24 protein-coding genes and 1 tRNA gene are annotated in these 25,489 nt (G+C 56.2%); 12 read left to right on the top strand and 13 right to left on the bottom strand.

Annotated features, from left to right (window positions below; translation table 11 throughout):
- The first annotated feature begins 3 nt into the window (after window positions 1-3).
- From sufD to ACN0TA_RS08550, 4 genes are read left to right on the top strand one after another with little or no spacing between them, the layout of a single operon-like run.
- A complete protein-coding gene (gene sufD / locus ACN0TA_RS08565; protein WP_417581746.1) occupies window positions 4-1,215 on the top strand; it encodes a Fe-S cluster assembly protein SufD in 1,212 nt (403 codons plus the stop codon).
- A complete protein-coding gene (locus ACN0TA_RS08560) occupies window positions 1,215-2,432 on the top strand; it encodes a cysteine desulfurase (RefSeq protein ID WP_417581744.1) in 1,218 nt (405 codons plus the stop codon). The genes sufD and ACN0TA_RS08560 overlap by 1 nt, the downstream gene beginning before the upstream one ends.
- Window positions 2,433-2,444: 12 nt before the next feature.
- Window positions 2,445-2,831 (top strand): SUF system Fe-S cluster assembly protein, encoded by a 387-nt coding sequence (locus ACN0TA_RS08555; RefSeq protein WP_417581742.1) that lies wholly within the window; start codon window positions 2,445-2,447, stop codon window positions 2,829-2,831.
- A gap of 2 nt (window positions 2,832-2,833) precedes the next feature.
- On the top strand, window positions 2,834-3,220 hold the full coding sequence (locus tag ACN0TA_RS08550; RefSeq protein ID WP_417581740.1) for a HesB/IscA family protein: 387 nt from the start codon (window positions 2,834-2,836) through the stop codon (window positions 3,218-3,220).
- 6 nt (window positions 3,221-3,226) lie between these two features.
- Here ACN0TA_RS08550 and ACN0TA_RS08545 read toward each other — a convergent pair whose 3' ends face one another.
- The 3 genes from ACN0TA_RS08545 to parE form a co-directional block, all read right to left on the bottom strand.
- Window positions 3,227-4,291 (bottom strand): GGDEF domain-containing protein, encoded by a 1,065-nt coding sequence (locus ACN0TA_RS08545; RefSeq protein ID WP_417581738.1) that lies wholly within the window; start codon window positions 4,289-4,291, stop codon window positions 3,227-3,229.
- Window positions 4,292-4,613: 322 nt separating this feature from the next.
- The gene (locus tag ACN0TA_RS08540) at window positions 4,614-6,020 is read right to left on the bottom strand and encodes a DEAD/DEAH box helicase (RefSeq protein WP_417581736.1); all 1,407 of its coding nucleotides are present in this window, start codon (window positions 6,018-6,020) and stop codon (window positions 4,614-4,616) included.
- A 243-nt stretch (window positions 6,021-6,263) separates the two neighbouring features.
- A complete protein-coding gene (parE, locus tag ACN0TA_RS08535) occupies window positions 6,264-8,276 on the bottom strand; it encodes a DNA topoisomerase IV subunit B (protein ID WP_417581735.1) in 2,013 nt (670 codons plus the stop codon).
- 273 nt (window positions 8,277-8,549) lie between these two features.
- On the opposite strand from parE, the gene ACN0TA_RS08530 reads away from it, so the two are divergent.
- From ACN0TA_RS08530 to ACN0TA_RS08520, 3 genes are all read left to right on the top strand, one after another.
- Window positions 8,550-8,720 (top strand): hypothetical protein, encoded by a 171-nt coding sequence (locus tag ACN0TA_RS08530; protein WP_417581734.1) that lies wholly within the window; start codon window positions 8,550-8,552, stop codon window positions 8,718-8,720.
- Between the two features lie 67 nt (window positions 8,721-8,787).
- On the top strand, window positions 8,788-9,681 hold the full coding sequence (locus ACN0TA_RS08525) for a sulfotransferase domain-containing protein (RefSeq protein WP_417581733.1): 894 nt from the start codon (window positions 8,788-8,790) through the stop codon (window positions 9,679-9,681).
- Between the two features lie 257 nt (window positions 9,682-9,938).
- The gene (locus ACN0TA_RS08520; RefSeq protein WP_417581732.1) at window positions 9,939-11,450 is read left to right on the top strand and encodes an ATP-binding cassette domain-containing protein; all 1,512 of its coding nucleotides are present in this window, start codon (window positions 9,939-9,941) and stop codon (window positions 11,448-11,450) included.
- On the opposite strand, the gene ACN0TA_RS08515 is transcribed toward ACN0TA_RS08520, so the two are convergent.
- From ACN0TA_RS08515 to ACN0TA_RS08475, 9 genes are all read right to left on the bottom strand, one after another.
- Window positions 11,430-11,918 (bottom strand): DoxX family protein, encoded by a 489-nt coding sequence (locus ACN0TA_RS08515; RefSeq protein ID WP_417581731.1) that lies wholly within the window; start codon window positions 11,916-11,918, stop codon window positions 11,430-11,432. The two genes, ACN0TA_RS08520 and ACN0TA_RS08515, sit on opposite strands and share 21 nt — an antisense overlap.
- A 4-nt stretch (window positions 11,919-11,922) precedes the next feature.
- On the bottom strand, window positions 11,923-12,669 hold the full coding sequence (locus ACN0TA_RS08510; RefSeq protein WP_417581730.1) for a DNA-binding domain-containing protein: 747 nt from the start codon (window positions 12,667-12,669) through the stop codon (window positions 11,923-11,925).
- Window positions 12,666-13,532, bottom strand: a complete 867-nt coding sequence (locus tag ACN0TA_RS08505; protein WP_417581727.1) for a DUF692 domain-containing protein — start codon at window positions 13,530-13,532, stop codon at window positions 12,666-12,668. The genes ACN0TA_RS08510 and ACN0TA_RS08505 overlap by 4 nt, the downstream gene beginning before the upstream one ends.
- A 63-nt stretch (window positions 13,533-13,595) precedes the next feature.
- On the bottom strand, window positions 13,596-13,889 hold the full coding sequence (locus ACN0TA_RS08500; protein WP_417581725.1) for a DUF2282 domain-containing protein: 294 nt from the start codon (window positions 13,887-13,889) through the stop codon (window positions 13,596-13,598).
- A gap of 282 nt (window positions 13,890-14,171) precedes the next feature.
- A complete protein-coding gene (locus ACN0TA_RS08495; protein ID WP_417581723.1) occupies window positions 14,172-15,767 on the bottom strand; it encodes a carboxylesterase/lipase family protein in 1,596 nt (531 codons plus the stop codon).
- 130 nt (window positions 15,768-15,897) lie between these two features.
- The gene (locus ACN0TA_RS08490; protein WP_417581721.1) at window positions 15,898-16,926 is read right to left on the bottom strand and encodes a serine hydrolase domain-containing protein; all 1,029 of its coding nucleotides are present in this window, start codon (window positions 16,924-16,926) and stop codon (window positions 15,898-15,900) included.
- 179 nt (window positions 16,927-17,105) lie between these two features.
- Window positions 17,106-17,237: a hypothetical protein gene (locus ACN0TA_RS08485; RefSeq protein ID WP_417581719.1), complete on the bottom strand. Its 132-nt coding sequence runs from the start codon at window positions 17,235-17,237 to the stop codon at window positions 17,106-17,108.
- A gap of 171 nt (window positions 17,238-17,408) precedes the next feature.
- Window positions 17,409-18,818, bottom strand: coding sequence for a type I glutamate--ammonia ligase (glnA, locus tag ACN0TA_RS08480; RefSeq protein ID WP_417581717.1), 1,410 nt, complete (start codon window positions 18,816-18,818; stop codon window positions 17,409-17,411).
- Window positions 18,819-18,924: 106 nt separating this feature from the next.
- Window positions 18,925-19,263, bottom strand: a complete 339-nt coding sequence (locus ACN0TA_RS08475; protein WP_014130680.1) for a P-II family nitrogen regulator — start codon at window positions 19,261-19,263, stop codon at window positions 18,925-18,927.
- Between the two features lie 339 nt (window positions 19,264-19,602).
- Between ACN0TA_RS08475 and ACN0TA_RS08470 the strand changes: the two genes are divergently transcribed.
- From ACN0TA_RS08470 to ACN0TA_RS08460, 3 genes are all read left to right on the top strand, one after another.
- Window positions 19,603-19,687, top strand: a tRNA-Leu gene (locus ACN0TA_RS08470).
- Window positions 19,688-19,740: 53 nt separating this feature from the next.
- A complete protein-coding gene (tig, locus tag ACN0TA_RS08465) occupies window positions 19,741-21,129 on the top strand; it encodes a trigger factor (RefSeq protein ID WP_417581713.1) in 1,389 nt (462 codons plus the stop codon).
- A gap of 163 nt (window positions 21,130-21,292) precedes the next feature.
- Window positions 21,293-22,768 (top strand): NAD(P)H-hydrate dehydratase, encoded by a 1,476-nt coding sequence (locus tag ACN0TA_RS08460; RefSeq protein ID WP_417581711.1) that lies wholly within the window; start codon window positions 21,293-21,295, stop codon window positions 22,766-22,768.
- Between the two features lie 69 nt (window positions 22,769-22,837).
- On the opposite strand, the gene ACN0TA_RS08455 is transcribed toward ACN0TA_RS08460, so the two are convergent.
- On the bottom strand, window positions 22,838-24,091 hold the full coding sequence (locus ACN0TA_RS08455; RefSeq protein ID WP_417581709.1) for a cytochrome P450: 1,254 nt from the start codon (window positions 24,089-24,091) through the stop codon (window positions 22,838-22,840).
- Window positions 24,092-24,324: 233 nt separating this feature from the next.
- Between ACN0TA_RS08455 and ACN0TA_RS08450 the strand changes: the two genes are divergently transcribed.
- Together ACN0TA_RS08450 and ACN0TA_RS08445 are read left to right on the top strand one after the other, a co-directional pair.
- Window positions 24,325-24,552 carry a hypothetical protein gene (locus ACN0TA_RS08450; protein ID WP_417581707.1) on the top strand — a complete coding sequence of 76 codons (228 nt, stop codon included), beginning with the start codon at window positions 24,325-24,327 and terminating at the stop codon, window positions 24,550-24,552.
- 174 nt (window positions 24,553-24,726) lie between these two features.
- Window positions 24,727-25,356 carry an ATP-dependent Clp protease proteolytic subunit gene (locus ACN0TA_RS08445; protein ID WP_417581705.1) on the top strand — a complete coding sequence of 210 codons (630 nt, stop codon included), beginning with the start codon at window positions 24,727-24,729 and terminating at the stop codon, window positions 25,354-25,356.
- Window positions 25,357-25,489 lie beyond the last annotated feature (133 nt).

Below are 25,489 nucleotides of genomic sequence, written 5' to 3'. Positions count from 1 at the left end.
GCTGTGAATATTCAAACGCCTGTCCGGCTAAGCGGCGCCGAGGAAAGTCTCGTCTCCCAGCTCGAGAGCGTCGGAGCCAAGGATGCAGCCGAGCGGTTGCGCGTCATCGGGCTGCCAACACGCCGGGTCGAGAGCTATCACTATACCGATTTGAAAACACTGCTCGGCCAGATTCCGCCGCTGGCGGAAGTGGCCAACGATTCCAGCGCGCCAGCCATCGACATTCCCGGTGCCTATCGAATCGTGATTGCCAACGGCGTGGTTCAGTCAACTTCGACGGCTCCTGCAGGAGTGATCGTGGGCAAGTCCGCCGGATCGGTCCTGACTACACGGGACGATGTGCTCGTGCGGTTAAACGCGGCACTTGTTTCGGAGTCGCTGAACCTTGAGCTTTCCGGCTCGGTGGACCCGGTGATTCACATCGACCGTCGAATGGAAGGACCTGCTGCCCACGTGCAGTCGGGCGCCAAGATTTCCATCGCTCCTGGTGCAAAGGCCACTGTGATTGAAACGATATCTGGCAGCGATGCAGCGCATATGGGCAATTCGGGCAGCTACGTGGCCATCGGTGATGGCGCCGAGGTTACCCATGTGCTTGTCGATCTTTCTGCGCGTCAGGCAACTCATTTCGCTACTGTCGAGTATCGGATTGGTGCTGAAGCGAATGTCAAATCCGTTGTCATCAACGCGGGCGCTCATCTTGCCCGTGCGAATCTGTTCGCCGACTTCGTAGGCGAGGGGACCCATGGCGATTTCTTTGGACTGAACGTTGTCGATACCGACGAGCATCGCGATATCACTATCGATATCACACACGGCGTTCCCAACACGACGTCTTCCGAGATCTACAAGCAAATCGCTCGGGGTCGTGGCCGTGCTGTGTTCCAGGGCAAGATCAATGTTGCTGTGGATGCCCAGAAAACCGACGCTAAAATGATGATGCAAGGGTTGATGCTTTCCGACGAAGCCGAAATCCTCTCCAAGCCCGAATTGGAAATCTTTGCCGACGATGTCGTATGTGGACACGGGGCGACGTGCGGAGATCTGGATGAAACCTGGCTCTTCTATCTGATGAGCCGCGGGATCGCTCGGGCCGATGCCGAAACCATGCTCATTCGCGCGTTTCTGGAGGAAATTACCGGGTCCGTTGAGGACGAGTATGTTGCCGAAGCGCTTTCAGGTGTCGTGGAGCGTTGGCTCAAGAAAGGTGCCTGATGGTTTTCGATCTCGCGTCGGTCCGCGCGGACTTCCCCATCCTTGGTGAGGAAATCCACGGCAAGCGGTTGGTTTATCTCGACTCTGGTGCGTCAGCGCAAAAGCCGGTGCAGGTGCTCGATCGCATGGATTATGCGTATCGGCACGAATATTCCAACGTGCATCGGGGGCTGCATACGCTCGCCAATCGGGCCACAGAAGCCTTTGAGGGCGCGCGAGAAAAAGTCCGGGCGTTTCTCAATGCCGAGCGGGTCGAAGAGGTCGTATTCACGCGCTCGACGACAGAGGCCATCAACCTTGTCGCATCGTCATTTGCCGGTCCTCGGATCGGGGAGGGCGATGAGGTGGTCATTTCCATAGCCGAGCACCACTCAAATATTGTGCCCTGGCATTTTCATCGGGAGCGCAAGGGCGCGGTCATCAAGTGGGTGGATGTAGCCGATGACGGCAGCTTCGATCTTGAAGCCTTCTCGGCAGCACTGACCGAACGCACCAAGATGGTCGCAATCACGCACATGTCAAACGTGCTCGGTACAATCAATCCTGCCAAGAAGATTGTAGACATTGCTCACGCCCGCGGCATTCCGGTGCTGATCGACGGAAGTCAGGCAGCTGTGCACACCAAGGTCGACGTTCGTGACATTGGCGCGGATTTCTACGTCTTCACCGGCCATAAGCTTTATGGGCCAACCGGTGTAGGCGTTCTGTACGGAAGATTTGAACTGCTGGCCGAGATGCAGCCGTTTCTTGGCGGCGGAGAGATGATCGAAGAGGTCTCTCAGGATGCGGTGAGCTATAATGGTCCTCCGCATCGTTTTGAAGCCGGTACTCCACCGATCGTACAGGCAATTGGCTTGGGCGCAGCCATCGACTATATCGATAACCTGGGTCGCGATGCCATCGAAGCGCACGAGCACGAGGTCGCCGCCTATGCCGGTGAACGACTCTCGCGGATCAACTCCCTGCGCATGATCGGACCTGCGTCGGGCAATGGCGGAATTTTTTCGTTCATGCTCGAGAACGCTCACGCACACGACGTATCGACAATTCTGGACCGCTACGGCGTAGCTGTGCGCGCCGGAACGCATTGCGCGATGCCACTTCTACAAAGATTTGGCATTACCTCTACATGTCGGGCATCCTTTGCACTATATAGTGGCAAGGACGATGTAGATGCGCTTGTCGAAGCTGTCGAAAAAGCACAATCCTTTTTTTGATACTGGACCGTCATGACTGATACAGCACCGGAAAAGACCGAAGACGAAGCCAAGAGCCTGGTTGCAGGCGGGAAAGGGCTTCCCAGCGACGAGGTCGCGCGCATTACCGCTGACCTGATTGCTGCGTTCAAGACGGTGTACGACCCGGAAATTCCCGTCGACATCTACGAACTCGGTTTGATTTACAAGGTCGATCTCGATGACGACCGCAACGTAACCATCGACATGACGTTGACGGCGCCGGGGTGTCCCGTGGCCGGTGAAATGCCAGGTTGGGTCGAAAACGCCGCGCGTACGGTCGAGGGCATTCAAGACGTCGACGTGAAAATGGTGTTCGATCCGCCCTGGGGGCCGGATCGGATGAGCGAGGAAGCGCAAGTCGCGCTCAATTGGTGGTGAAAATGGCTTTTGCGATCATGCAGCTCACTGATGCCGCAGCCGAACGCATCAGGGAAATCATCGAAGACACCGACAAGCCCGTCATCGGTGTACGGGTTGGTGTCAAGAACGCTGGCTGTGCAGGCATGGCGTATACACTCGACTATGTCGAAGACGTTGTCGCTGGCGACGATCATATCAGTGACAAAGGTGTCGAGGTGTGGATCGAACCCAAAGCGACGCTGTTCCTGCTGGGAACGGTCATGGACTTTGAAGAAACCCGGATGTCATCCGGATTCACGTTCAACAATCCGAATCAGGAAGGCGCTTGTGGGTGCGGGGAAAGCGTGCAGCTTAAACCTGCCGACCTTGCCGACCTTGCGCGGGCGCGCGCCGAAGCAACTGCCTGACTGTAACTAGGCTACATCGGTTGACGAGCCGGTAAGGCCGGGAATGTCCCGCTCCGACATTACGCGATTGCGCCCAGCGCCCTTTGCTGCGTACAGGCATTTGTCGGCGCGCTCGATGAGAGCTGCGGCGGTGTCGCCCGGGCGCCATTGCGCGACACCCACTGACAAGGTGATGCGTCCCAGTTTCTCGTTTGTTGAGCGCTTGAGAAGCTCTTTTGCCTGCACCGAGCGGCGGATGTTTTCTGCAACTGTGATGGCACCGTCGAGTTCGGTTTCAGGCAGAATAGCAACGAACTCTTCGCCGCCAAAACGCGCAGGCATATCCCGCCCTTTGAGGTTGGCTTTGAGTACGTGCGCTACGAGGCGCAGGACCTGGTCGCCGGTAAGGTGGCCGTAGGTGTCGTTAAATGTTTTGAAGTTATCGATATCGAGCAACAGTAGAGACATCGTAGCGTCCTGTGCGTGCGTACGCTCAAGGTCGGCTGAGAACTGCTCGTCGAAGCACTTACGGTTTGGAATCTTGGTCAGCGGATCAAGCATAGACTCCTTGCGCACTTCGTCGAGGTCTCGCTGGAGCACTGAAATGTCGTCTTTTGAGTTTTCGAGTTCGGCTTCAAGTCGCCGGTTCGTGTCCTGCATCCGGCGGGTTTCTTTAAGCAGGCGCGAGGATAGCATTTTTAGTGCGTCTTCATCGATGCCTCCGACCGTAAGATCGCCGGTAGCTTGTTGAAGTGAGCCTGAATAGGAATTGGCCGAAACCATCGCGACGTCGATTGCCTGGTTAACGTCAGTAATCTTGCGGCTCATCACCTGCGACATCGCGCGCAGTTTCTCGTCCATATTCGAGACTTTGAGAAACTTCTCACAAAGTTGCGTCGCTTCATCAATGCTGATTGTCCCTGACCGCGTCAGGATAGCATTTATCTGCGTGTTGAGTTCAACGTTCGAACCGGTAGCATATGTATAGAAGAGCTCGAAATAGACCGGAAACGGCGGAATGTGCGCGCGCTTGAGCATTGCAAGTGCTGCGTTGGAAAAGCCTGATGCGCGATCAAAGTCCAGGTTCGTCACGTTGCGTCAACCATCACCTGTTCTAGGCAAATCGTAGTCCGGCAGGGCTTAAGGGCGCCTTAAGCCAAGTTCAACACTCAAACCGCGTCCGAAGAACGGCGAAATGCAGATTGAGTATTTAGATTGCAGTACAGGTTGCAAGCGGCAACAATAACAAGGTTCCGATCGCTTCCAAGAGCCCCCCGGCATGGAACGTTTTCTAGCTAGTGTGTCGAAGTGCGCCTGTCCACACCAAACTTGCATGACAGCGCATCGGTCGGCTCACTTTGGCGTATGTCGAGCAATTTGCGAGCTTTGATCGACACACTTTTGCAGAGTGTTATTAGGCCTGCTTGCCGGCAGGCCTGAGAAGAAATGCTGGAATGTGGCCTTCGGACTTGAAGCTGGCAGGGCCGTCATCATTGCTGGCACGACGAGGTTGTTCGCGGCGTTGTCGCGGAGCCTGATCGACCGGTTTGGTCTGCTTTTGCGTCTCTGCAACTGGCTCGGCTGCCGGCTTTTCTGCTACAAGCTTATCGTCTTTGCCGCGTGTGCGTCGTCCGCGCTTACGGCTACTGGGCGCTTCTTCACCCTTTGGCACATCTGGCGTGGAACGTTTGGCCGATGCGTCATCCCAAGCGATATCGCGTTGGATAAGCTTTGTAATCGCATCGACGTACTTGGTCTCGCCGGGACCAACAAGCGTGATCGCAGTGCCGGACCGGCCAGCGCGACCGGTACGACCGATACGGTGAACATAGTCTTCGGCGTGCGTCGGTATGTCGAAGTTGAATACGTGGCTCACTGCGGGGATATCGAGGCCGCGAGCGGCGACGTCGGACGCCACCAGGATGGCAAGAGAGCCGGCCCGGAAGCTATCGAGCGTTTCCGTACGTGATTTCTGATCCATATCGCCGTGCAGAGCCCCAGCGTCAAATCCGTGGCGTTCAAGCGAACGGGCGACCGTGGCCACATCACGTTTGCGATTGCAAAATATGATGGCGTTCTGCAGATCCTTGGCGTCGCGGATCTGGTCGCGCAAAGCTGCCCGCTTTTCCGCAGGCGTCTTGCCCACTTTGAGCAGCACCTGCTTGATTGTATCGGCTGTCGAATTCTGGCGGGCAACCTCAACCTTGACTGGATCGCGCAGAAAGCGCTGCGTCAGCTTCTGGATTTCTGGCGGCATGGTGGCCGAGAAAAACAGCGTCTGGCGGCGCTGCGGGAGCAATGAGCAGATGCGTTCGATGTCGGGGATGAATCCCATATCGAGCATGCGATCGGCTTCGTCAATGACGAGAATGTCGACGCCAGTAAGGAGCAGGCGACCGCGCTCGAAGTGATCGAGCATGCGGCCGGGCGTGGCGATCAGTACATCTGCGCCGCGATCCAGCTTCTTGTTTTGCTCTTCAAACGATACACCGCCGATCAGCAGCGCGACGGTCAAACGGTGGTTCTTGCCGTATTTTTCAAAATTTTCGTGAACCTGAGCGGCCAGCTCGCGCGTCGGCTCCAGAATAAGGGTGCGCGGCATGCGGGCTCGGGCTCGGCCCTTTTCGAGCAACGAAAGCATCGGCAGAACAAAAGAGGCCGTCTTGCCGGTTCCGGTCTGGGCGATTCCTATCAAGTCCCGCTTTTCGAGGACGTGGGGAATGGCCTGGGCCTGAATGTCGGTTGGCGTGGTGTAACCGGCTGCAGCGACCGCTTCGGTGACCTTGTCGCCCAAGCCGAGCTCGGAGAATTCAACAGTCAAATCGGGTGTCCATCATGTTCGGGTCAGAGAACAAAGAAGAAGTGCGGCAGGCTGCCGGTTCGTTCTTTCTCGACGTGTCGCCAGCGGAAATCGGTACACTTTCATCCACACTTAGCTCAAACCTGCACGCGGAACGTGCAAGCGAACGGGTATGGCCTCTGACGAGCGGGACCATAAACTACCTTGGGTTCAAGTCAATCTTGATTTGGCCATCAAGATTAACGCAAGCTCGCCAACAACCGTCTAGACATCGACTTCGGTCACAAAAGCGGCTTTTTCGGAAATAAATTCGAAGCGTGCCTCGGGCTTGTTTCCCATCAGCCGATCAACGGTATCGGTGGTTTCCGCGCGATCGGAGACGACGCGTACTTCGAGCAATGTCCTTGATTTGGGATTCATTGTCGTTTCCTTCAAGTGCGCGTGAGGCATTTCGCCGAGCCCCTTGAAGCGTGTGACGTCGACTTTGCCACGGCCCGTGAATTCTTCTTCCATCAGCTTGGACCGATGGGCGTCGTCCATTGCATAGGCTGTCTTGGCGCCTTGCGAGAGCCGGTAGAGCGGGGGCAGGGCGAGAAAAAGATGTCCGCCTTCGATTAACTGAGGCAATTCCTGGTAGAAGAATGTCATCAATAGCGAGGCGATGTGAGCGCCGTCGACGTCAGCGTCAGTCATGATGATGATTTTGTCGTAACGAAGATCGTCCTCGCGGTATTTGTCACGCGCACCAACGCCAAGCGCTTGCAGGAGATCGGCGATCTGTTGGTTGGCAGCAAGCTTGTCGCGGCTGGCGCCCGCGACGTTGAGCACCTTTCCGCGCAAAGGTAAGACCGCCTGGCTTGACCGGTCGCGCGCCTGCTTGGCGCTGCCCCCGGCGCTGTCACCTTCGACGATGAACAGTTCGGCACCCTGGGCGGCTGTCTGGCTGCAATCGGCCAGCTTGCCCGGAAGGCGAAGTTTGCGCGTCGCCGACTTGCGGTCGATTTCCTTTTCCTTGCGGCGGCGTAGACGATCCTCGGCGCGCTCTATCGTCCATTCGAGCAGCTTGTTGGCTTGGTTAGGGGAAGCAGTCAACCAATGGTCGAATGCATCGCGGATGGCGTTGTCAACGATGCGAGTCGCTTCTCCGGACGCCAGCTTGTCTTTGGTCTGGCCAACGAACTCGGGTTCGCGGACAAAGACCGACAGCATGGATCCGCAATGTCCAAGGACATCCTCTGACGTGATCACCGAAGCGCGTTTGTTGCCAACCATGTCGGCGTAATTCTTCAAGCCGCGCAGCAGCGCGGTGCGCAGCCCTGCCTCGTGGGTGCCCCCATCAGGCGTTGGCACCGTATTGCAGTATGACGAAGTGAAGCTGTCGCCGATAAACCAGGAAATTGCCCATTCGACCGACCCGTGGCTCCCCGGTTTTCCGGTTCTCCCAGAAAACACGTCGTCCAGAATACGTGTCCTGCCTTCGATGCGTCGCTCGATGAAGTCGCGTAGACCGCCCGGGAAGTGGAAGACTGCCTTGGCCGGAACTTCCGCTGTGGCCAGAGATTCGTCGCACGACCAGCGAATCTCAACGCCTCCAAAAAGATAAGCTTTCGCGCGGGTCATGCGGAAAACACGATCGGGAACGAAGCGCGCCGCGTTCCCAAAAATTTCGGCATCAGGGTGAAAGCGGATCGTTGTTCCGCGGCGATTGTTGACGCGGCCCATGTTTTCCAGTTTCGAGGTCGGCTTGCCGCGCGAATAGGTCTGCCGGTAGAGCGTCTGATCCAGCGCGACTTCAACCTGAAGATCGTCAGTCAAAGCGTTGACGACGGAAACACCAACGCCATGCAGGCCACCGGATGTTTCATAGGCTTTCGAGTCAAACTTTCCGCCGGCGTGGAGTGTGGTCATAATGACTTCGAGGGCGGAGAGATGTGGCTGCTTGGGATGATTGTCGACTGGGATGCCACGACCATTATCGACAACGGTAATGTAGCCGTCTTCACCCAGGTGAACTTCGATCCGGGTGGCGTGTCCGCCAATCGCTTCGTCCATCGAGTTGTCGATGACTTCAGCGAACAAGTGATGCAGCGCGTTCGTGTCGGTGCCGCCCACATACATGCCAGGTCGGCGTCGGACCGGTTCAAGACCCTCAAGAACCTCGATGTCTGCCGCCGTATAGGAGCCTGATGGCGCAGGCGTGCGGGCCGGCGTGGAACGCTGCGGCTCGGTGGCAGGTTGCGGGGGCGTGACGCCAAAAAGATCGTTGTCGTCGGTCATGGGCCTCAAAAATTCTTGCCAAGCGAATCAGATGTCATTCTTGACTATCATATGGTGGCTTGTATGGGCGGAAACACCACAGAGTCCAAGGTGTTTCAACAGGATTGAGTTCCGGTATGGCAGCTCTTGAATGCGCGCGACTTTCTCATCCTGGCACACATTGGGGGTCAAGATTTGTGGTCGAGTTTACCTTCGGTTTGTGTCTCATCAGCACTTCTTTAAGTCCCTTGCGATAAGAATTCCCCATACGGTTCATGTGTTTGGAGTTGCCGTATGCGTGCACGAATTTCCCAAGGCGCTGCGTATCAGGTGTCGGGGGCAGGGCACGAAGTGTTTAGGTGGCTGCAGGCCGGATTGAAGAGTTCTGCGTACCGGCTTGCCCACCTTTATCTGCCCAAGGCCGTGCTGTTGCCTGGGCTGGCGGCAGTGTTTTTTCTTGCCTGAAATCCGCCGCGCGGTTGCGCGTGCGCTGTGCTGCAGATAACTAATGCTCACAGTTCAGGAGTCCGCCGTGTCCGATCAGCAGGCAAAGCCCATTCGTCCGCTCTATTTTGTTGCCTCCTATCCGCGATCAGGAGGCAATTGGTTGCGATCGGCGATATTCCTGATGATCGCGCTGGCTCAACCCAATCCGCCAAAACGTATCGATATGCGCAATATCGATAATATCATACCGCTCGATTCCCATGGCCGCTTTTACAAGGAAGTGACAGGCAAAGATGCCGGCAGCCTTGCTGAAGAGGAAGTCGCAGCGGCGCGGCCGCAGGTGCATGAACTGCTGTCGCGCGACACCAGGGGGTTGCCAGTGGTGCGTACGCACGCAATCCGGGGGACGTTTTTCGGGCACCCGACCTTCAATGCCAAGGTCTCAATCGGCGGGACATACATTGTCCGTTCGCCGCTCGATGTGGCCGCAGCCCTTGTCGATGTAAGCGGCATGCAGCCAATGCGGATCATAGAGGCGATGATGACGGTAGATCGTCGCGTTCGCGGCGGTAAATCCCGTGTTTCCGAGCCGCAAGGCTCATGGAGCCAGAATGTGGCGAGCTGGATCGGTACGCGCCAGCCAGAGGTCCACGCCATAAAATTCGAAGATCTGCGGGCCGCTCCGATCACCGAGCTCAAGGCGCTCGCCGCCCATATGAAAATACCGGTCACCGAGGACAGCCTGAAAACAGCGGCCGGGCTATTGGCGGAGACGCACAAGTCAAGTGGCAAGAATGCTGTGCAGCGCGATTATCGGGAAACGCTGAAGCCGATTCACGCCCGGGCGATTATCGAAGCCCATGGGGTGCAGATGGACGCTCAGGGGTATTTGACCGACAGCGTGTTGCAGTACGCAGATATCGACCGCAAGGCAGCCATGATGCTGGCGGCGAAATACGCACCCCGCACTGCGAACTGACCCTTGCGCGATCCCGATGGGCTGGTGCATAATTTTGGTCGAACCTGAAAAGCGAAAGGAGGGTTGCGTGATCGAACAGTGGCGTCATCACCGTCAGCGTGGCCCTGTCCACGCCCTGCAGCACATGTTGCAGGGCTGACCGCCGCCGGACATTTCGTTTTCGAATTCCGCACGGGTCTGCCCTGATCGCGACCGCATGAGTTCATGTGGTCTGGCAGAATAGGTGGTTGAGGCCACCCTCGATGTTCGAGACTGAAATGACCACGATTGCCCTGAAATCCGCTTCGTTTACTTCAAAAACCAATCTTTTCCATGACTTGACCCTCACCATAAGCTCTGGCGACAGAGTAGGAATTGTTGCGGGTAATGGTGCTGGCAAGACGACGCTGTTGCGATGCCTTGTCGGCGAATATGAACTTTCCAAAGGCGAGATAACGCTCTCACGTGGCGCAAGAGTTGGGCTTGTGCCGCAAGTCGTACCCAATGAACTCCTCGAAATCACCCTTTTCGATGCCGTCGCGACTGGGCTCGATGTTCAGACTCTGGAAAGTGAGAGCTGGCGGGTTGACGTCGTGTTCGACACACTCTCCACACCCGAGGACATACGAAAGCTCCCTGTAAGTGCGCTCAGTGGTGGCTGGCAAAGGCTCATGCTGCTGATGCGTGCCTGGGTCTCCGACCCTGACATTCTGGTCCTCGATGAGCCGACGAACCATCTCGATCTCGAGAAGATTGCGCTTCTCGAGCAGTGGTTTGCGGGCGTCGGGGATGTGCCTATCATCATGGCGAGTCACGACCGAAGCTTCCTCGATGCAGTAACAAACCGCACGTTGTTCCTTCGGCCCGAAGTTTCGCGCTACTTTGCACTTCCCTATAGCCGGGCACGTGGGGCGTTGGAGCAAGAGGATGCAAGCGATGCTGTGAAGCGTGAACGTGACCTGAAGGAAGCCGGGCAACTGCGTCAGCAGTCTGCAAAGCTGAAAAACATTGGCATCAATTCGGGCAGCGATCTTTTGCAGAAGAAGCAAAAGCAGTTGCGCGAACGTGCGGAAAAAATCGAAGCGCAGGCAAAGGTACTGCATAAGGAGCGTAGCGGCGACATCAGGCTGGCCAATCGGGGAACCCACGCCAAAGTCTTGATGGCTATCGAGGGGCTGACGGTTGCTGCGCCCGATGGGCGCAAGCTCTTTTCAATCCCCAAGCTTCATATCTTTCAAGGGGATCGGATCGTTCTCCTGGGAAGAAACGGCACGGGGAAGACCAGTCTCGTGCGTCTGCTGCGGCGGGTGCTGATATCCGGTGAAATGATCGATGGGATCAAGGCAACCCCGAGCCTTGTCGTTGGTTACATGGATCAGGCACTCGAACTTGTGCCCGAAAATGAGAGCCCGTTCGAGTTCATTTCGGGCCTAGGGCAGGGCGATCAGCGAACGCGCGCTCTTCTGGCGGCCACCGGTATTGATCCCGATGCTCATCGCGTCTCGGGTGTGCGATTGTCTCACGGGCAGAGGGCGCGACTGGGGCTGCTTGCACTGCGGCTGATGGAGCCGAATTTCTACCTATTGGACGAACCGACCAATCACATCGACATTGCTGGTCAGGAAGCGCTTGCTGCTGAAATCATCGAGCATGATGCCAGTTGTGTGCTCGTCTCGCACGATCGCGCTTTCGTTCGCGAGGTTTCCAACAGGTTTCTCGTGATTGAGAATGGGAAGTTGACCGAAGCAGACGACCCGGAGGCATTTTTCTCAGCGATGGGTGCCGTTTAGACCCAATTGTTGGTTTCTTCTGATCAGCAACCTGTCAACGCAGAACGGACCACCCCCGTAGGCCATGAGCGCAAGGGCCATTGCGGCCCAGGGCAGATGAAAATTTGCCCAGCCTTCTGGCACCGTGAGTTGAATGACCGCCGTCATTACCAACACACCGAGTGCAGCAAAGCGTGTGCCCAATCCCAACAGGAGCAGGATGGGAAACACAATTTCCCCGGTTGCCGCCAAATAGGAGGCGAGCGTGGGAAACGGATATGGAAAGGCATTTCCAAAGATGTGGAGGCGAAACTCCTGGCTGAACAGATAAAATTGGCTTGGCGCGATTACGAACGGCGCCTCCCATTTGGTCAGGCCCGAACGTAGAAACGGGACAGCCAGCGCGAACCGCAGAGCCAGAAGAACGAGCCCTGTCGGAACGCTGGCGATAAACTGTTCGCTTCGCGCTATCATCGAAGGTGGCGTCATTGGGCTACTCCTCCAAACCGGATATGGCACCGAGTGAAATCAGACCGACCACCGCAGCCCCGAAATCAAATCCAGTCGTCGTCGCTGAAGCCGCAGCTGAATCGCCAATCGTCATGCCATTCAGCAATGAGCGTGCGAAATCGACATCGTGGGCGGGCAGTATTGTCACCACAACGTCAAGGAGCGGACGGGTGATCAACACGGTTTCTGCTGTGCCGGACGGTAGCTTGCCCGGGTGGCCTGCTTGGTGGGCTTCCCAAATCGAACCAATGGGAAATGGCGAAGTGACGAGCGTAGTGGCTGGATGTAGTTTGGGGCGACGCTCGAGCAGTCCGTGAGGTGTAAGTTGGCCGAGCTCACCGGTGGTGATAACGGGGTCGTCTGCCGCGTGGTATGCTTGGGTCCAGGCGTATTCGAGACGCGCAATATCGGCGAGGTAGGGTAGGGATGCAGCTGGTCCGAAATCTTGAATGAAATCGGCAAAGCTCGCGCCATACTGGAAGAGCAACGGCGAGGACGGCTTGGTTTGCCCGACAAAAACACGGCTCATTGCGGTGAAAAATTCTTCACCCACCAGCAGGCGGATGACCGGGAACCCCTTGCCGAGCGCTCCCACAAGGCTAACATGGACGTTGTTGCGATAAACAGCAAAACGCAGAGGATCGTTTTGCCCGGTGCTACTCGTCAGCCCTTCAGGAAGCGCAAGTTCAGGATTTTGAACGGCTTGGGCGAAAATTGGCAGCGTATTCATTGTGCGGCTGCCGGCAAAACGGGTCGGGCTTTCTTGAGTGCTGTTTGGGCCAGGCGCGCCTCTCCCATCAAGGTCATGAAATCGGGAACGTCATTATCCCATTCAACCAATGTGGCAATTGGGCCGGTGCGTTTCAGAGTGTGGACGTAGAGTTCGAAGACATCGGGTCGAATAGCAGAGCCATGAGCGTCGATCAGGAGGCGGGCGCCTGCACTGTCCAAGGTTTCGTCATAACCGGCCAAATGGATTTCTCCGACAAACTCGATTGGGAAGCGGTCGATATAGGCTTTAGGGTCCCATCCGTGATTAACCGTGGAGACCATGACGTTGTTGACGTCGAGCAGCAGACCGCATCCGGTGCGCTCGGCTATGGTCGCAAGAAATTCGACCTCATCGATCGTGCTTTCTTCGAAGAGGAGGTATGTCGAAGGATTTTCGAGCAGCATGGGTACGCCGAGGGTCTGTTGGACCTGATCTACGTGGCTGCAGACGCGTGCAAGTGTATCGGGTGTATACGGCAGCGGCAGGAGGTCGTTGAGATATGCGCTGTCATGGGTCGACCAGGCAAGATGCTCAGAAAATGAAGCGGGCTGGTAGGTTTCTATAAGGTGCTTCAGGCGCGCCAAGTGGACGCTGTCGAGCTTGTCTTCGCCGCCGATCGACAGGCCCACGCCGTGCAGAGAAATCGGGTAGGTTTCGGCAATTGCCGAAAGGTAGCGATGAGGGGGGCCGCCGGCGCCCATATAATTTTCGGCATGAATCTCGAAAAACCCAAGCTCTGGACGGCTCTCTAAAATCTCAACGTAGTGCTCTGCCTTAAGGCCCACGCCTGCGCGATCGGGCAGTCGATTAAAGCGGTTCATCTTGGCCTCCCGTTTTTTGGGAACGGAGCGCGAAATGTCCCGCGCTCCGTTTGCTGAATCCGGTCAGGCAGGAATATCGCGCTCAAGCGCTTCAAGGCTGCCCATGCGGTCGCCGGGCAGTTCCATGCTATCGCAAGTGCCCGCTGGAACGAGGGTCCAGGCGTTGCCCTGGTAATCAACTGTCGATGTACCGGCACATGTGGTGCCGGGGCCGGCCGCGCAGTCGTTCTGACCAGCAAGCGAGACGCCGTAGCATTTTTCCATGCTGTCCTGGGCAATGGCAGGCGCGGCGCCAGCAGTTCCGAGGGCAGCGGCCAGTGATGCAGCAAGCGCAGCTGAAGCCAAGTGACGATTCATTGCAATGTCCTTCCTTTGGAGGTTCAAGGCGTCGGTTCCCGACACCCTGAACAGCAATTCGGGCTGGCATCGCAAATCGTTACACAAGTCTACGATCACGGAATCGCGACTGGCAAAAACTCGGCAAATCCGGACGTTCCCAGATCATGGGGTGTCGGCTTTTCCAGTGGTGTGGTGGCGTACGGCGCCGGAACAAAAAGGGCTCCCGAAGGAGCCCTTTTCGTTGAAGGCGACTTACCGTCACTTTGAGAACGGCAAACAAGATGCTGAGAAGTTTGAGTACTATTGGTTCAGACGCTGTTCGTGAACGATCTGCATGGCCTCATGGTTGGGCCAGTCGATAGTTTCGATCGTGCCGATATCAAATTTCACAATGCGTTCGTCATCCAAGGCGTAAGTCGGCCAATCCAGCCCGTCGAGACTGGGGTCTCCCGTCTGAGCAAAGGCCACTAGCGCGCCCGCCGACTGATCGCGCAGTTTCAAATCTGCGTCGGTCCATGTGCGCGTCTGTCGGAAGATGTTGAGGCTATCAAGCGTATCGAGAAAATAAGGCACCTCGACCGTGTGATAAGCGCCCACGGTGTCGGGGTCGTGGTCAGCGAACTCAACACCCTGAGTGTAGGGCTGCGTGCGGCTGTAGATATAGGCGTAGACGGGGCTATCACCGTAAGTGGTCTGCGCGATGGCCCAATCGCGTACTGCGCTGGCCATTGACGTGTCACGCGAGATATCGACAGCCGTACGACGGAAATTTTCTGCGTCGAGATCGTAGAGCGCCAAAATGTCCTCGGCGTCGTCGCCGAACATCTCCTGTGCCCTGCTGCGCAATGCCTCGGCGTCTTGCGCGCTGGCCAGTCCATTGAAAGTTTCGTCTCTGGTGTAGCCAATGACCATTGGAACGTCGGCGAAATTTCCATTTTCGAAAGCTGTCCATGCCGGTTCGGGCAAAACATAGCCGTCTATACCAATGCCGAAGCGAACGCCTTCAAGATCGAGGAACTTGTCGGCCGATATTGCGTGCATCTGCTCGATGCTTGTGGCTCCAAGTTGTTCCTGGGCACGCAAACCTGCAGCTTCGACCTGTTCATAGGGCGACGCAAAAGAATTTACGACGCTCCCCGACATTCCAAATATTTTGTGAAACGCTCCCTCAGCCAGCGGGCTGACCTGAAGTGCGCTCAGGGACATTGAGCCCGCCGATTGGCCCACAATCGTAACGTTTGTGGCATCGCCGCCAAAGGCTGCAATGTTGTCCTGGAGCCATTGCAGCGCGAATGCTTGATCCATCAAGCCGTAATTTCCTGATGTCTCAGTGTCGCTTTCCGCCGCCAGTTGTGGGTGGGCCATGAAACCCATTGCGCCGAGTCGATAGGAAATTGCGACATATATGACACCGCGTTGTGCCAGCTGTTCACCGGAATAATTGGCCATGTTGGTTGAACCGACATTAAAACCACCGCCGTAAATCCAGACGACCACGGGTAAATCGTCGCCCTCATTGGCGTCTTCCGGGGCCCAAATGTTAAGGTAGAGACAGTCTTCGGAGAGAGATTCCTCGCCGAAATAATGGTTGATGTCGCTGTTACGAAGTGACTGCATGCATTCGGGAGCGAAGCGATCGGCGTTGTAAACGCCGTCCCATGCCGTGTGAGGTTGGGGCGGCTGCCAGCGCAAGTCGCGCAAAGGAGGCTCCGCAAAAGGCACTCCGAAATAGGCTTTGACGCCGGAATCCAAGATTTTGCCCGCGATCTGACCGGAACTTGTTTGTACTGGGTCGCCCGGAATGGGGGTTTTGACAATCTGACCTTGCGCGCTGGCGGTAAGGGCCAGCGTAACGACCGCAACTGCAGTCGCGGCAAGCTTATTCAACCGAAACATAGAGCTATCCTCCTCACTGATGTACGAAATGGTCCGTACATTTGGAGGTTAGCATGGAGGTTGACGGAGTCCATCCGGGTAAATCAGAAATATCAGAGAAAAATAGTTATGGCCTTTGTTTTTGTGTAGATCAGTTATTGTTGGCGACGACGATGTCAGCAAGCAGGTCGTGGAGGCTGTCGCGATGGCCATTTCCGCTTGAAGGGCTGTTGGGGTCTGACGTCATGACGACAGTCAGGTCTAGATCTGGAACGATATAGAGCATTTGGCCGCCATAACCCCAGGCGTAGGAAACGTCGTAGCCGCCAAACTCAGCCAAGAACCAACCATAGCCATAGCCATGGCCCCCAAAACGGGAAGTGGTGCGTTGTTGCCAGGATTGATCGATCCACGCCTGTGAAACGACCCGGTCGCCATTCTCGGTTACCCCGCCATTGCGGATCATTTCGCCAAAGGCAAGAAGTGACAATGGCGTCATGGCCAGCTCATTGCCGCCCAGATATATGCCTTGGGGGTCTTGAAGCCACCCTGTTATGGCAAAGCTTTCGATTGGCGCCAGCCAGTCGCGAGCGAGCTGACGCGTTGAAGCCTTGCCAACCTCTGTAAGAATTGCCGATAGCAGATGGGAGGATCCTGTGGAATAGACCATGGCGCCGCCCGGCTCCTCCACAAAGGGCTGCTCCAGGGCGGACCGCACCCAGTTCTCACTTGCAACCCAACGACCGTAATTGGCTCCCGAGGTTGCTTCGAGACCGGCCTGCATGGACATGAGGTGGCTTACGGTAACGTCTTGCAGGAGCGGATCTGCATCTGGGGGGAGGTCGTCTGAAAGCAGGTCAGCGATTGGCTGGTCCGGGCCCGAGAGCAGACCCTTGTCGATGGCTATGCCGACCATTGTGGTGACGATGACCTTGGACGCCGATTTTATATTTGTAGGGTCGCTGGACGTGTACCCGTTATAGCCTCGGTCGGCGATGATTTCGCCGTCGAGCGCAACTGTTACAGTCCGAAGAGGCTCGAGCCTTTCAGCGGCGTCAAGAATCGCAGCAAGCGTATCCCGGTTCTGCGTTTCCTGAGCGGCTGCTGAGATCGAAACCATCATCATCGCTGCAAACGTTGCAAGCTTGCCGACGGGACCGTTGAAAAGAGAAATTGTCATGCCGTGAACGCCCCGCGCATTGCTTTGAAGTCCAGAGCGCGGTTTGGAAAGCAAGATGGGCTATTGTGGGGCGATCACGGTGAACTGATACTGAGCGGGCAGCTTTCAGGACGGGCGATTTGGATCGAAAGGACGGCGCTCATCCGTTCCTTGTTGCCGCTCCGCCTTCGAAGTGCACGCTATTTCTTGGGTTTCTTGTGTTCTCCGAGCTGGATGACGCCTTTGATTGACGGTGCCGCCGCGATCGTTTTGGCTTTTTCCTGCTTGGGCTTTTTCGCTTCGCGGTTTTTCCGCACCTGACCCTTGGCCATGCTGCTATCCTTTGAGCGCGCAAACTTGATCGTTTGCGACATTCCAGCATCGCACGTTCCCTTGAGGAACCCTACGGAAATTATTGAGCCTGAGAGGGTGCTAGCCGCGTTAGGAACTCCCACAAAAAAAGGGCTCCCGAGAGAGCCCTTTCACAATCGATAAGCGTCGACTTATGCCGAGTAGTACATTTCGTACTCGACGGGGTGTGGCGTGTGCTCGAACCTGATGACTTCTTCCATCTTGAGATCGATGTAGCTGTCGATGAAGTCGTCATCCATGACGCCACCGGCCTTGAGGAAGTCACGGTCGGCCGAAAGGCTTTCCAGGGCTTCGCGCAGCGAGGCGGAAACTGTCGGGATGTCCTTGAGTTCTTCCTTTGGCAGCTCGTAGAGATCCTTATCCATCGGGTCGCCGGGGTGAATTTTGTTCTTGATGCCGTCAAGGCCAGCCATGAGCAGAGCAGCAAAGGCCAGATAAGGGTTGGCAAGCGGATCCGGGAAGCGGACTTCGACGCGCTTGGACTTCGGCGACTGGCCGAAGGGGATGCGGCACGAAGCGGAACGGTTGCGAGCCGAATAGGCAAGCAGAACCGGAGCCTCAAAGCCTGGCACCAATCGCTTGTAGGAGTTGGTCGTCGGATTGGTGAAGGCGTTAATTGCCTTGGCGTGCTTGATGACGCCGCCGATGTAGTACAGGCAGTCCATCGACAGTCCGGCGTATTCATCACCTGCAAAGAGCGGCTTGCCATCTTTCCAGATCGACATGTGGCAGTGCATGCCTGAGCCGTTGTCGCCATATACGGGTTTAGGCATGAAGGTTGCCGTCTTGCCGTAAGACTGAGCCACCTGCTGTACGCCGTATTTGTAGAGAAGGACCTGGTCTGCGGACTGGATCATGGGCGCGAACTTGATGCCGAGTTCGTGCTGTGCAGATGCCACTTCGTGGTGGTGCTTTTCAACAGTGACGCCCATGGCAGCCAGCGCTTCGAGCATTTCGCCGCGGATATCCTGGGCGCTGTCGACCGGCGGGACCGGGAAATAGCCCTTCTTGAGCGCAATGTGGTGGCCGGTATTGCCGCCTTCGTAATCTGCATCCGCATTGGTGCCGAGTTCGGAGGAATCGACCTGGAAGCCGACTTTATACGTCGATGTCGAGTACTTGACGTCGTCAAAAAGGAAGAATTCCGGTTCGGGACCAAAGCCGACAAAATCACCGACGCCGGATGTGGTTACGAAAGCTTCGGCTTTCTTAGCAATCGAGCGGGGATCGCGGTTATACGGCTGATAGGTTGCGGGCTCGAGGATGTCGCAGTTCACACACAGGGTTGGGGCCGAGAAGAACGGATCGACATATGCCGAATCGTTGTCAGGCATAAGGACCATGTCGCTCTCGTTGATGGCCTTCCAGCCCGCGATCGAGGAGCCGTCAAACATGACGCCTTCTTCGAACATATCCGCATCGACAACCGATGCGTCCATGGTCACGTGCTGAAGCTTGCCGCGCAGGTCTGTGAAGCGAAGGTCAACATATTTGATGCCTTCGTCTTTAATCCGCTGCATAAGATCGTTTGCTGAGCTCATAATAGATCCCCAGATATTGGTGATTGATGTTTATGCCCGCGTTAAAAGTCCGGGAGGAGTTTTTCGCGTGCCTGACTTGGTCTCACGAAACTGACTGAACACGCGTTCAGAGAGCTTCGTCTCCGCTTTCGCCCGTGCGGATTCGAATGGCCTGTTCGACCGTCGAAACAAAAATTTTGCCATCGCCAATACGACCGGTCTGCGCCGCATTGCGGATCGCTTCGATCGCCTTGTCGGCAAGTTGGTCTGGTACAACGACTTCGACTTTAACCTTGGGCAGGAAATCGACGACGTATTCAGCGCCTCTATAGAGTTCTGTATGACCCTTCTGACGCCCGAATCCCTTGGCCTCCGTCACTGTGATGCCTTGCAACCCAACTTCTTGAAGCGCCTCTTTGACTTCATCGAGCTTGAAGGGTTTGACGATGGCCTCGATCTTTTTCATGTCCACGTCTCCTAGTGTTCGGGACCGGTTGGCCCATTGAATGCATGGGGTGTGCCAATCGTGATTATCTTGATTTCATTGCAGCAAAAACAATGACTTGCAGCCATAGGCGTAAGAAGAAGGTTAGTTTTGTCGTGATCGTGATGGTCAAATAATAGCCATTACGCCTGTTTTATGTGCACTTTCTAAGGTCGCTGTTTGCTTCTTTCAAAAGCATCATGAAGCAGGTTGAAGCGTCGCGCAAACGAGGGCAGCACCTTCCAAATCCAATGAGGCTTTGACTGTCGTGTGAAGTTGGGCTAGGACGCGTGCCAGCTCGGCGCCCAGCGTGCGAGATACGCGGGTGTGGCGGAACTGGTAGACGCACTGGATTTAGGTTCCAGCGCCGCAAGGCGTGGAGGTTCGACTCCTCTCACCCGCACCAAATTCTACGCTGGCGAACAAACGATTTACGAAAATACGGGATCGATACGCAAAATGAACGTGACTGAAACTCTGAACGAAGGGCTGCGCCGCAAGCTCGATGTGACCATTCCGGCGACGGTGCTCGCATCGAAGCTCGACGAAAAGCTCGACGAGGTTCGGGGCAAGGTGCAGCTCAAGGGCTTCCGCCCCGGCAAGGTGCCGACCGCGCATCTGAAAAAGGTCTATGGCCGTTCGCTGATGAGCGAAGTGCTTCAGGACTCGATCAATGATACCGTTTCCAAGACGCTCGAAGAGCGCTCGGAAAAGGCGGCGACTCAGCCTGAGATCGATCTCAGCGAAGACCAGGCGCTCATTAATCGTGTGCTCGACGGCGAAGGTGATCTCGAATTCTCCGTAACCTATGAAGTGCTGCCTCCGGTCGCGCTTATGGACTTCAAGACCATTAAGCTCGAAAAGCCGGTGGTCGAGGTGACTGACAAGGAAGTCGACGAAGAGGTCGAAAAGTTCTTCAAACAAAACCGGCAGTATGAAGACAAGGGCGATGACGGCGTCGTTGCCGACGGTGATAAAGTCGGCCTTTCGTTCGTCGGCAAGATCGATGGCGAGCCTTTCGAAGGCGGTTCAGCTGATCACACCCACCTCGTGGTAGGGTCGGGTCAGTTCATTCCCGGCTTTGAAGAGGGTTTGGTGGGCGTCAAGAAGGGCGGCACTAAGACCATCAAGGTTACCTTCCCCAAGGATTACCAGAACGAAGAACTCGCTGGTAAGAAGGCCGAGTTCGAAGTCAACGTGCTTCACGTCGATGGTCCCAAGGCCGACGTGGAACTCAATGACGAATTTGCAAAGACGCTCGGCCTGGAAGATCTTGCTGCGCTGAAGTCGGCGATCCGCGAACAGATCGAAGGCCAGAACAAGAATTTGTCGCAGCAGCGCCTCAAGCGTCTGGTTCTCGATGCGCTGGACGAGGGCCACAAGTTCGACGTGCCCGCCAAGCTTGTCGATTCAGAGTTTGGTGCCATCTGGAACCGCGTCAAGCACGAGGTCGAGCACCACGGAAAGACCTTCGAATCCGAAGGTACAACCGAGGAAAAGGCGCAGGAAGATTACAAGAAGATTGCCGAACGTCGCGTTCGTCTCGGGTTGGTCGTTGCCGAGGTCGGCAATGTTAACGAGATCACCGTGTCCGACGAAGAGCACCAGCAGGCGTTGATTGCCGAAGTGCGGCGCTTCCCGGGCCAGGAGCAGCAGGTTTACGACTACTATCGCAAGAACCCTAACGCGCTTGCCGGTCTGCGTGCACCGATCTTCGAAAACAAGGTCATCGACTTTGTTGTCGAGCTTGCTGATGTCAAGGACAAGAAGATCAGCCGCGAAGAGCTGGTCAAGCTTGTCCGTGAAGGTGAAGACGGCTTCGATATCGACAGCGATCACGATCACTAATCTGTCGTTTCTGAGTCTTCGGTGACTGGCCGCAGATATGGCCACGTTATCGACACAGAACTCACTATTTGAATGGGGCTCCGCACATTTTGCGGGGCCCTATTTATTTGTAGCTGCAGACTGTGTCGGGGGACGGTGCTGCGGATAGTGACCGGAGTTGAAGGTGCAAGAACTACTAAGCCCGAAACAGATGGCAGCTGCGGATCGACTGGCCATTGAGAGTGGCGTCAATTCGCTGAGTTTGATGGAAAATGCCGGTCAGGCGGTTGCCTACGAGGTGAGCCAGCGATTTTCGTTACAGCCCGTTCTGGTCCTATGTGGACCTGGCAACAATGGTGGCGATGGTTTCGTTGTTGCGCGGCTGCTTTCAGAGCGGGGGTGGCCGGTGCGTGTGGGATTGACCTGTTCCAAGAGCGACCTGGACGGCGATGCTGCAATTATGGCTCGCATGTGGGGCGGGGCTTTGGAAACTGCTGTGCCGGCGATGTGCAGCGATTTTGGGGTCATCATCGACGCCTTGCTGGGGGCGGGGCTGTCGCGCGATGTTGAGGGCGAGATTGCCGACCTCGTCACAGCAATCAACGACAGTGACGCACACATCGTATCTATCGATATGCCCAGCGGGGTGGATGGCGCCACAGGCACCGTGTGCGGCGTGGCAGTGAAAGCAAACCTCACCGTCACATTCTTCCGTCATAAGCCGGGTCATCTGCTCTTTCCGGGGGCCGGGTTGTGCGGTGAGGTGTTGCTGGCCGATATTGGTATCCCTGACGCAGTGCTTTCCGAACTCGATGTTGATCTCTACGAGAACGATCCAAAGCTTTGGACGCTGCCGCAACGTAGCGATGTTGGGCATAAGTTCGATGCCGGTCATTGTGTCGTTGTTTCTGGCGATGAATTGTACACCGGTGCCGCCCGCCTAAGCGCCTTTGGCGCGGCCCGGAGTGGCGCCGGGCTGGTAACGATAACAGGCAATCGTGATGCGCTGATCGTACATGCCGCCCATGTAACGGCGATCATGCTCGCTGAGATTTCCAGCGCTTCGGGGCTGGCGGCTTTGCTCGACGATGAGCGAAAGAAAGCATTGGTCATCGGCCCAGGTGCCGGCATAGGGGAGGAGACACGTGAAAAGGTTCTCGTGGCTCTCGAAAGTTCTGCTCGATTGGTTCTCGACGCTGACGTCATAACGAGCTTTGCCCATCAGCCGGATGTACTATTTGCGTCGATAGGCAAGCGTGAAGCGGCATCAGTGGTCCTAACGCCCCACGCTGGAGAATTTAATCGGATGTTCGGGGATATCGAAGGGGTGAAAACTGAAAGGGCGAGAGCTGCTGCAGTTAGGTCGGGCGCTATCGTTCTGTTGAAGGGGTCCGATACGGTGATTGCCCATCCATCGGGACGAGCTGTCATCAATCGGACAGGAACAGCCCGGCTGGCGACAGCGGGGTCAGGGGACGTGCTGGCCGGGGTTATCGGCGGGCTGATGGCACAAGGAATGGGAGCTTTTGAAGCTTCATGCGCCGGCGCTTATATTCATGGTCGCGCCGGTGTGGCGTTCGGCAAGCCTGGTATGCTCGCCGACGACCTGCCGCGCCAGATCCCCTCAGTGCTTGCTGATCTGGCTATGGATCGACTTTAGTGCGCGTCGCTGTAGACTTACACGTCCAGGTTGAAACGTGTGAGGCCAGCTTCTGGGTTGACCGGTGACCTACCAACTAACGTTCAGCCGCTCCAAGCCGTGAAAATGGTATACATCCGCGTACCGCGGCGGTTCGGTGAGATGCAATTTCGGCAGGCGTTCAAACAGAATTGCCATGGCAATTTGCATTTCGAGCCGGGCGAGGGGCGCGCCTATGCAAAAATGTATGCCGGCACCAAAGCTTACATTGGCTCCATCTGAGCGTAGAGGATCGAAAGTGTTTGGGTTGGTGAACCGGCTGGGATCGCGGTTGGCTGCGCCGAGCATGAGGCCGACGACGTCGCCTTTTCTCAATGAGATGCCATCGTACTCGATATCTTCGAGCGCATAGCGGGTGAACATGTGCAACGGTGCGTCAAAGCGCAGTGCCTCCTCGATGGTCGCTGCCGTCGCGGTCTCATCGGCAAATAGCATCCTTGGGTCATAGCCGCTTTCGAGGATTGCCTTGATTGCGTTGCCAGTGGTGTGAACTGTCGCTTCGTGCCCGGCATTGAGAAGCAGTATGGCTGTCGAGATAATCTCGTCTTCACTCAGGCGTTCTCCTGCCTGTTCGGCAGAGATCATATGACTTAGAAGGTCCTCCCGCGGCTGCTTGCGGCGCTCAGCTATCATCGATCGAAGATAGGTGGTGAAATCGGCAGCCGCGCGATTGGCGTCGCGTTGAACTTCACGGCCAACCCCGAACATGTACATCCGCACCATGCGGTTGGACCAATCGATCAATTGAGGGGCCATTTCGGCTGGTAAGCCAATCATCTCAGCAATAACGATGGCCGGAATTGGTGCTGCGAAGTCTTTGATGAGTTCAGCGCTGCCGTGCGTTTCAAATCCATCAATCATTGCGTTTGCAATGTCGGCGATACGGGGTCGTAGCAACTCGACCTGTCGGGAAACAAACGCCCGATGTACGAGGGTGCGCAGTCGCGTGTGGCTCGGGGGCTCAAGATTGAGAAGAGAGTATTTTTCGGTCAGGTCGAAATCAGCAGTATGCGGTTGAGGGGGCGGCAATCCGATTTCCTGACGAGTCGCAACGTGAAGTATGTCGCGTCCGAATCGCCGGTCGCGCAGAAGTGCGCTGACAGACTTGAAGTCGGAAAAGCACCAGTGCCCATACTCTTCCCAGAAAAATGCCGGCCGAACAGCGTGACGTTCAGCGTAGAAACGATAGGGGTCTTGATAAAAATCAGGATCTGATGGTTGCATACTTGCTCGGCAGCCATCGGGGACGTCGGTGATCGGTCTGACCTGAACTATGGCTGCCATTGCCTTGCTGTCCCCTTGTTGGCTTTCGGTTCCGCGAGCCTATGCCGACAAATTCCGTGTGCCTACGGTCTAGCCTTGCCCATGCCCAAAAATTCTTTAGGGATGGGCCAAGCAACGCAGAATTCCCACCAGGGGATTCAGTTGTTATGAGTTTTCATGCCTCAGCGCTCTCGCCAAGCCAGAATTCGCCGGCGTTGGCCCGTTGTTCAGAACCATCTCGGAGACCACATATCGTGAGTGAGATCACAGTTTCGCAGGCGACTGACGCCATTTATACCTCGCTTGAAAATGATAATGAGGATCTCGATCTTCACATCGCTGCCTTGAAAGCGGCAATGGCTCGCGAAGGCATCAAGGAAGCGGTCTTTGAGACGTCCAAGCTGGCTCAACCCAATCGGCAGGGCCGTAAACTGATGCAGGCATATTTCCGCAAGAAGGGCGTTGCGACCAGCTTCAAGTGACAATTGGCGTAGGCGGTGACCCGTTAAGCATGCGCCACAATAGGGCCACGCTTGGGCTTGCTATTGAAGTTCAACGCGGCCAAGCCTATGTGAGATTTAACCGTCCTTTAAGCAGCAATCGCTTGCTATCTGGCCGACAAGCCGAATCCTTTTCCCCGGGGGAGTTACCCAATTATGCGAGATCCCGTCGATCTATACATGAACACACTCGTGCCGATGGTGGTCGAGCAGTCCAATCGCGGCGAACGCGCCTTCGATATCTATTCACGCCTTCTGCGTGAACGCATCATTTTCGTCACCGGCGTCGTAGAGGACAACATGGCCTCGGTGATCGTCGCGCAGCTGCTTTTCCTGGAATCGGAAAATCCGAAAAAGGAAATCGCCATGTACATCAATTCGCCTGGCGGTGTGGTTACGGCGGGGCTGTCCATTTACGATACCATGCAGTTTATTCGCCCCAAGGTGCAGACCCTGTGCATGGGGCAGGCCGCCTCCATGGGGTCGCTGCTGCTGACGGCAGGCGAAAAGGACATGCGCGGCGCGTTGCCGAATGCCCGTGTGATGGTTCACCAGCCGTCCGGCGGTTACCAGGGACAGGTTACCGACATCATGATTCATGCTCGTGAAGCTGAGAATCTGAAACGTCGCCTGAATGAAATCTATGTGAAGCATTCGGGGCTGGAATATCAGCAGGTAGAAGACCTGCTCGAACGCGACAAGTTCCTTTCGCCCCAAGAGGCCAAGGAACTCGGCCTTATCGACCACGTTCATGAGAAGCGTGAAGTACCCGAAGGCGGGGCATAACCCCGTCTATTTATCAATTGCAACGGGCGCTGGAGAAAGCGCCCGTGCCGATTGCGCCCCGGCGGAACGATCTTTATGGTCAAGGTGAGAAATTGTTCACGCGTCGTCGGGTAGCTTTATGAATCGGCGAAAC

The sequence above is a fragment of the Pelagibacterium sp. genome, from assembly GCF_048264985.1.
Lineage (GTDB): Bacteria > Pseudomonadota > Alphaproteobacteria > Rhizobiales > Devosiaceae > Pelagibacterium.
Note: the sequence above shows the minus strand (reverse complement) of the source record. Positions and strands in the feature narration are given on the sequence as shown.

Coding starts and splice junctions, on each gene's coding strand:
- ACN0TA_RS08560 (WP_417581744.1), top strand. CDS start 1,215: ATGGTTTTCGATCTCGCGTCGGTCCGCGCGGACTTCCCCATCCTTGGT.
- ACN0TA_RS08555 (WP_417581742.1), top strand. CDS start 2,445: ATGACTGATACAGCACCGGAAAAGACCGAAGACGAAGCCAAGAGCCTG.
- ACN0TA_RS08550 (WP_417581740.1), top strand. CDS start 2,834: ATGGCTTTTGCGATCATGCAGCTCACTGATGCCGCAGCCGAACGCATC.
- parE (WP_417581735.1), bottom strand. CDS start 8,276: ATGACCGACGACAACGATCTTTTTGGCGTCACGCCCCCGCAACCTGCC.
- ACN0TA_RS08530 (WP_417581734.1), top strand. CDS start 8,550: ATGCGTGCACGAATTTCCCAAGGCGCTGCGTATCAGGTGTCGGGGGCA.
- ACN0TA_RS08520 (WP_417581732.1), top strand. CDS start 9,939: ATGACCACGATTGCCCTGAAATCCGCTTCGTTTACTTCAAAAACCAAT.
- ACN0TA_RS08515 (WP_417581731.1), bottom strand. CDS start 11,918: ATGACGCCACCTTCGATGATAGCGCGAAGCGAACAGTTTATCGCCAGC.
- ACN0TA_RS08510 (WP_417581730.1), bottom strand. CDS start 12,669: ATGAATACGCTGCCAATTTTCGCCCAAGCCGTTCAAAATCCTGAACTT.
- ACN0TA_RS08505 (WP_417581727.1), bottom strand. CDS start 13,532: ATGAACCGCTTTAATCGACTGCCCGATCGCGCAGGCGTGGGCCTTAAG.
- ACN0TA_RS08500 (WP_417581725.1), bottom strand. CDS start 13,889: ATGAATCGTCACTTGGCTTCAGCTGCGCTTGCTGCATCACTGGCCGCT.
- ACN0TA_RS08495 (WP_417581723.1), bottom strand. CDS start 15,767: ATGTTTCGGTTGAATAAGCTTGCCGCGACTGCAGTTGCGGTCGTTACG.
- ACN0TA_RS08490 (WP_417581721.1), bottom strand. CDS start 16,926: ATGACAATTTCTCTTTTCAACGGTCCCGTCGGCAAGCTTGCAACGTTT.
- ACN0TA_RS08485 (WP_417581719.1), bottom strand. CDS start 17,237: ATGGCCAAGGGTCAGGTGCGGAAAAACCGCGAAGCGAAAAAGCCCAAG.
- glnA (WP_417581717.1), bottom strand. CDS start 18,818: ATGAGCTCAGCAAACGATCTTATGCAGCGGATTAAAGACGAAGGCATC.
- ACN0TA_RS08475 (WP_014130680.1), bottom strand. CDS start 19,263: ATGAAAAAGATCGAGGCCATCGTCAAACCCTTCAAGCTCGATGAAGTC.
- tig (WP_417581713.1), top strand. CDS start 19,741: ATGAACGTGACTGAAACTCTGAACGAAGGGCTGCGCCGCAAGCTCGAT.
- ACN0TA_RS08455 (WP_417581709.1), bottom strand. CDS start 24,091: ATGGCAGCCATAGTTCAGGTCAGACCGATCACCGACGTCCCCGATGGC.
- ACN0TA_RS08445 (WP_417581705.1), top strand. CDS start 24,727: ATGCGAGATCCCGTCGATCTATACATGAACACACTCGTGCCGATGGTG.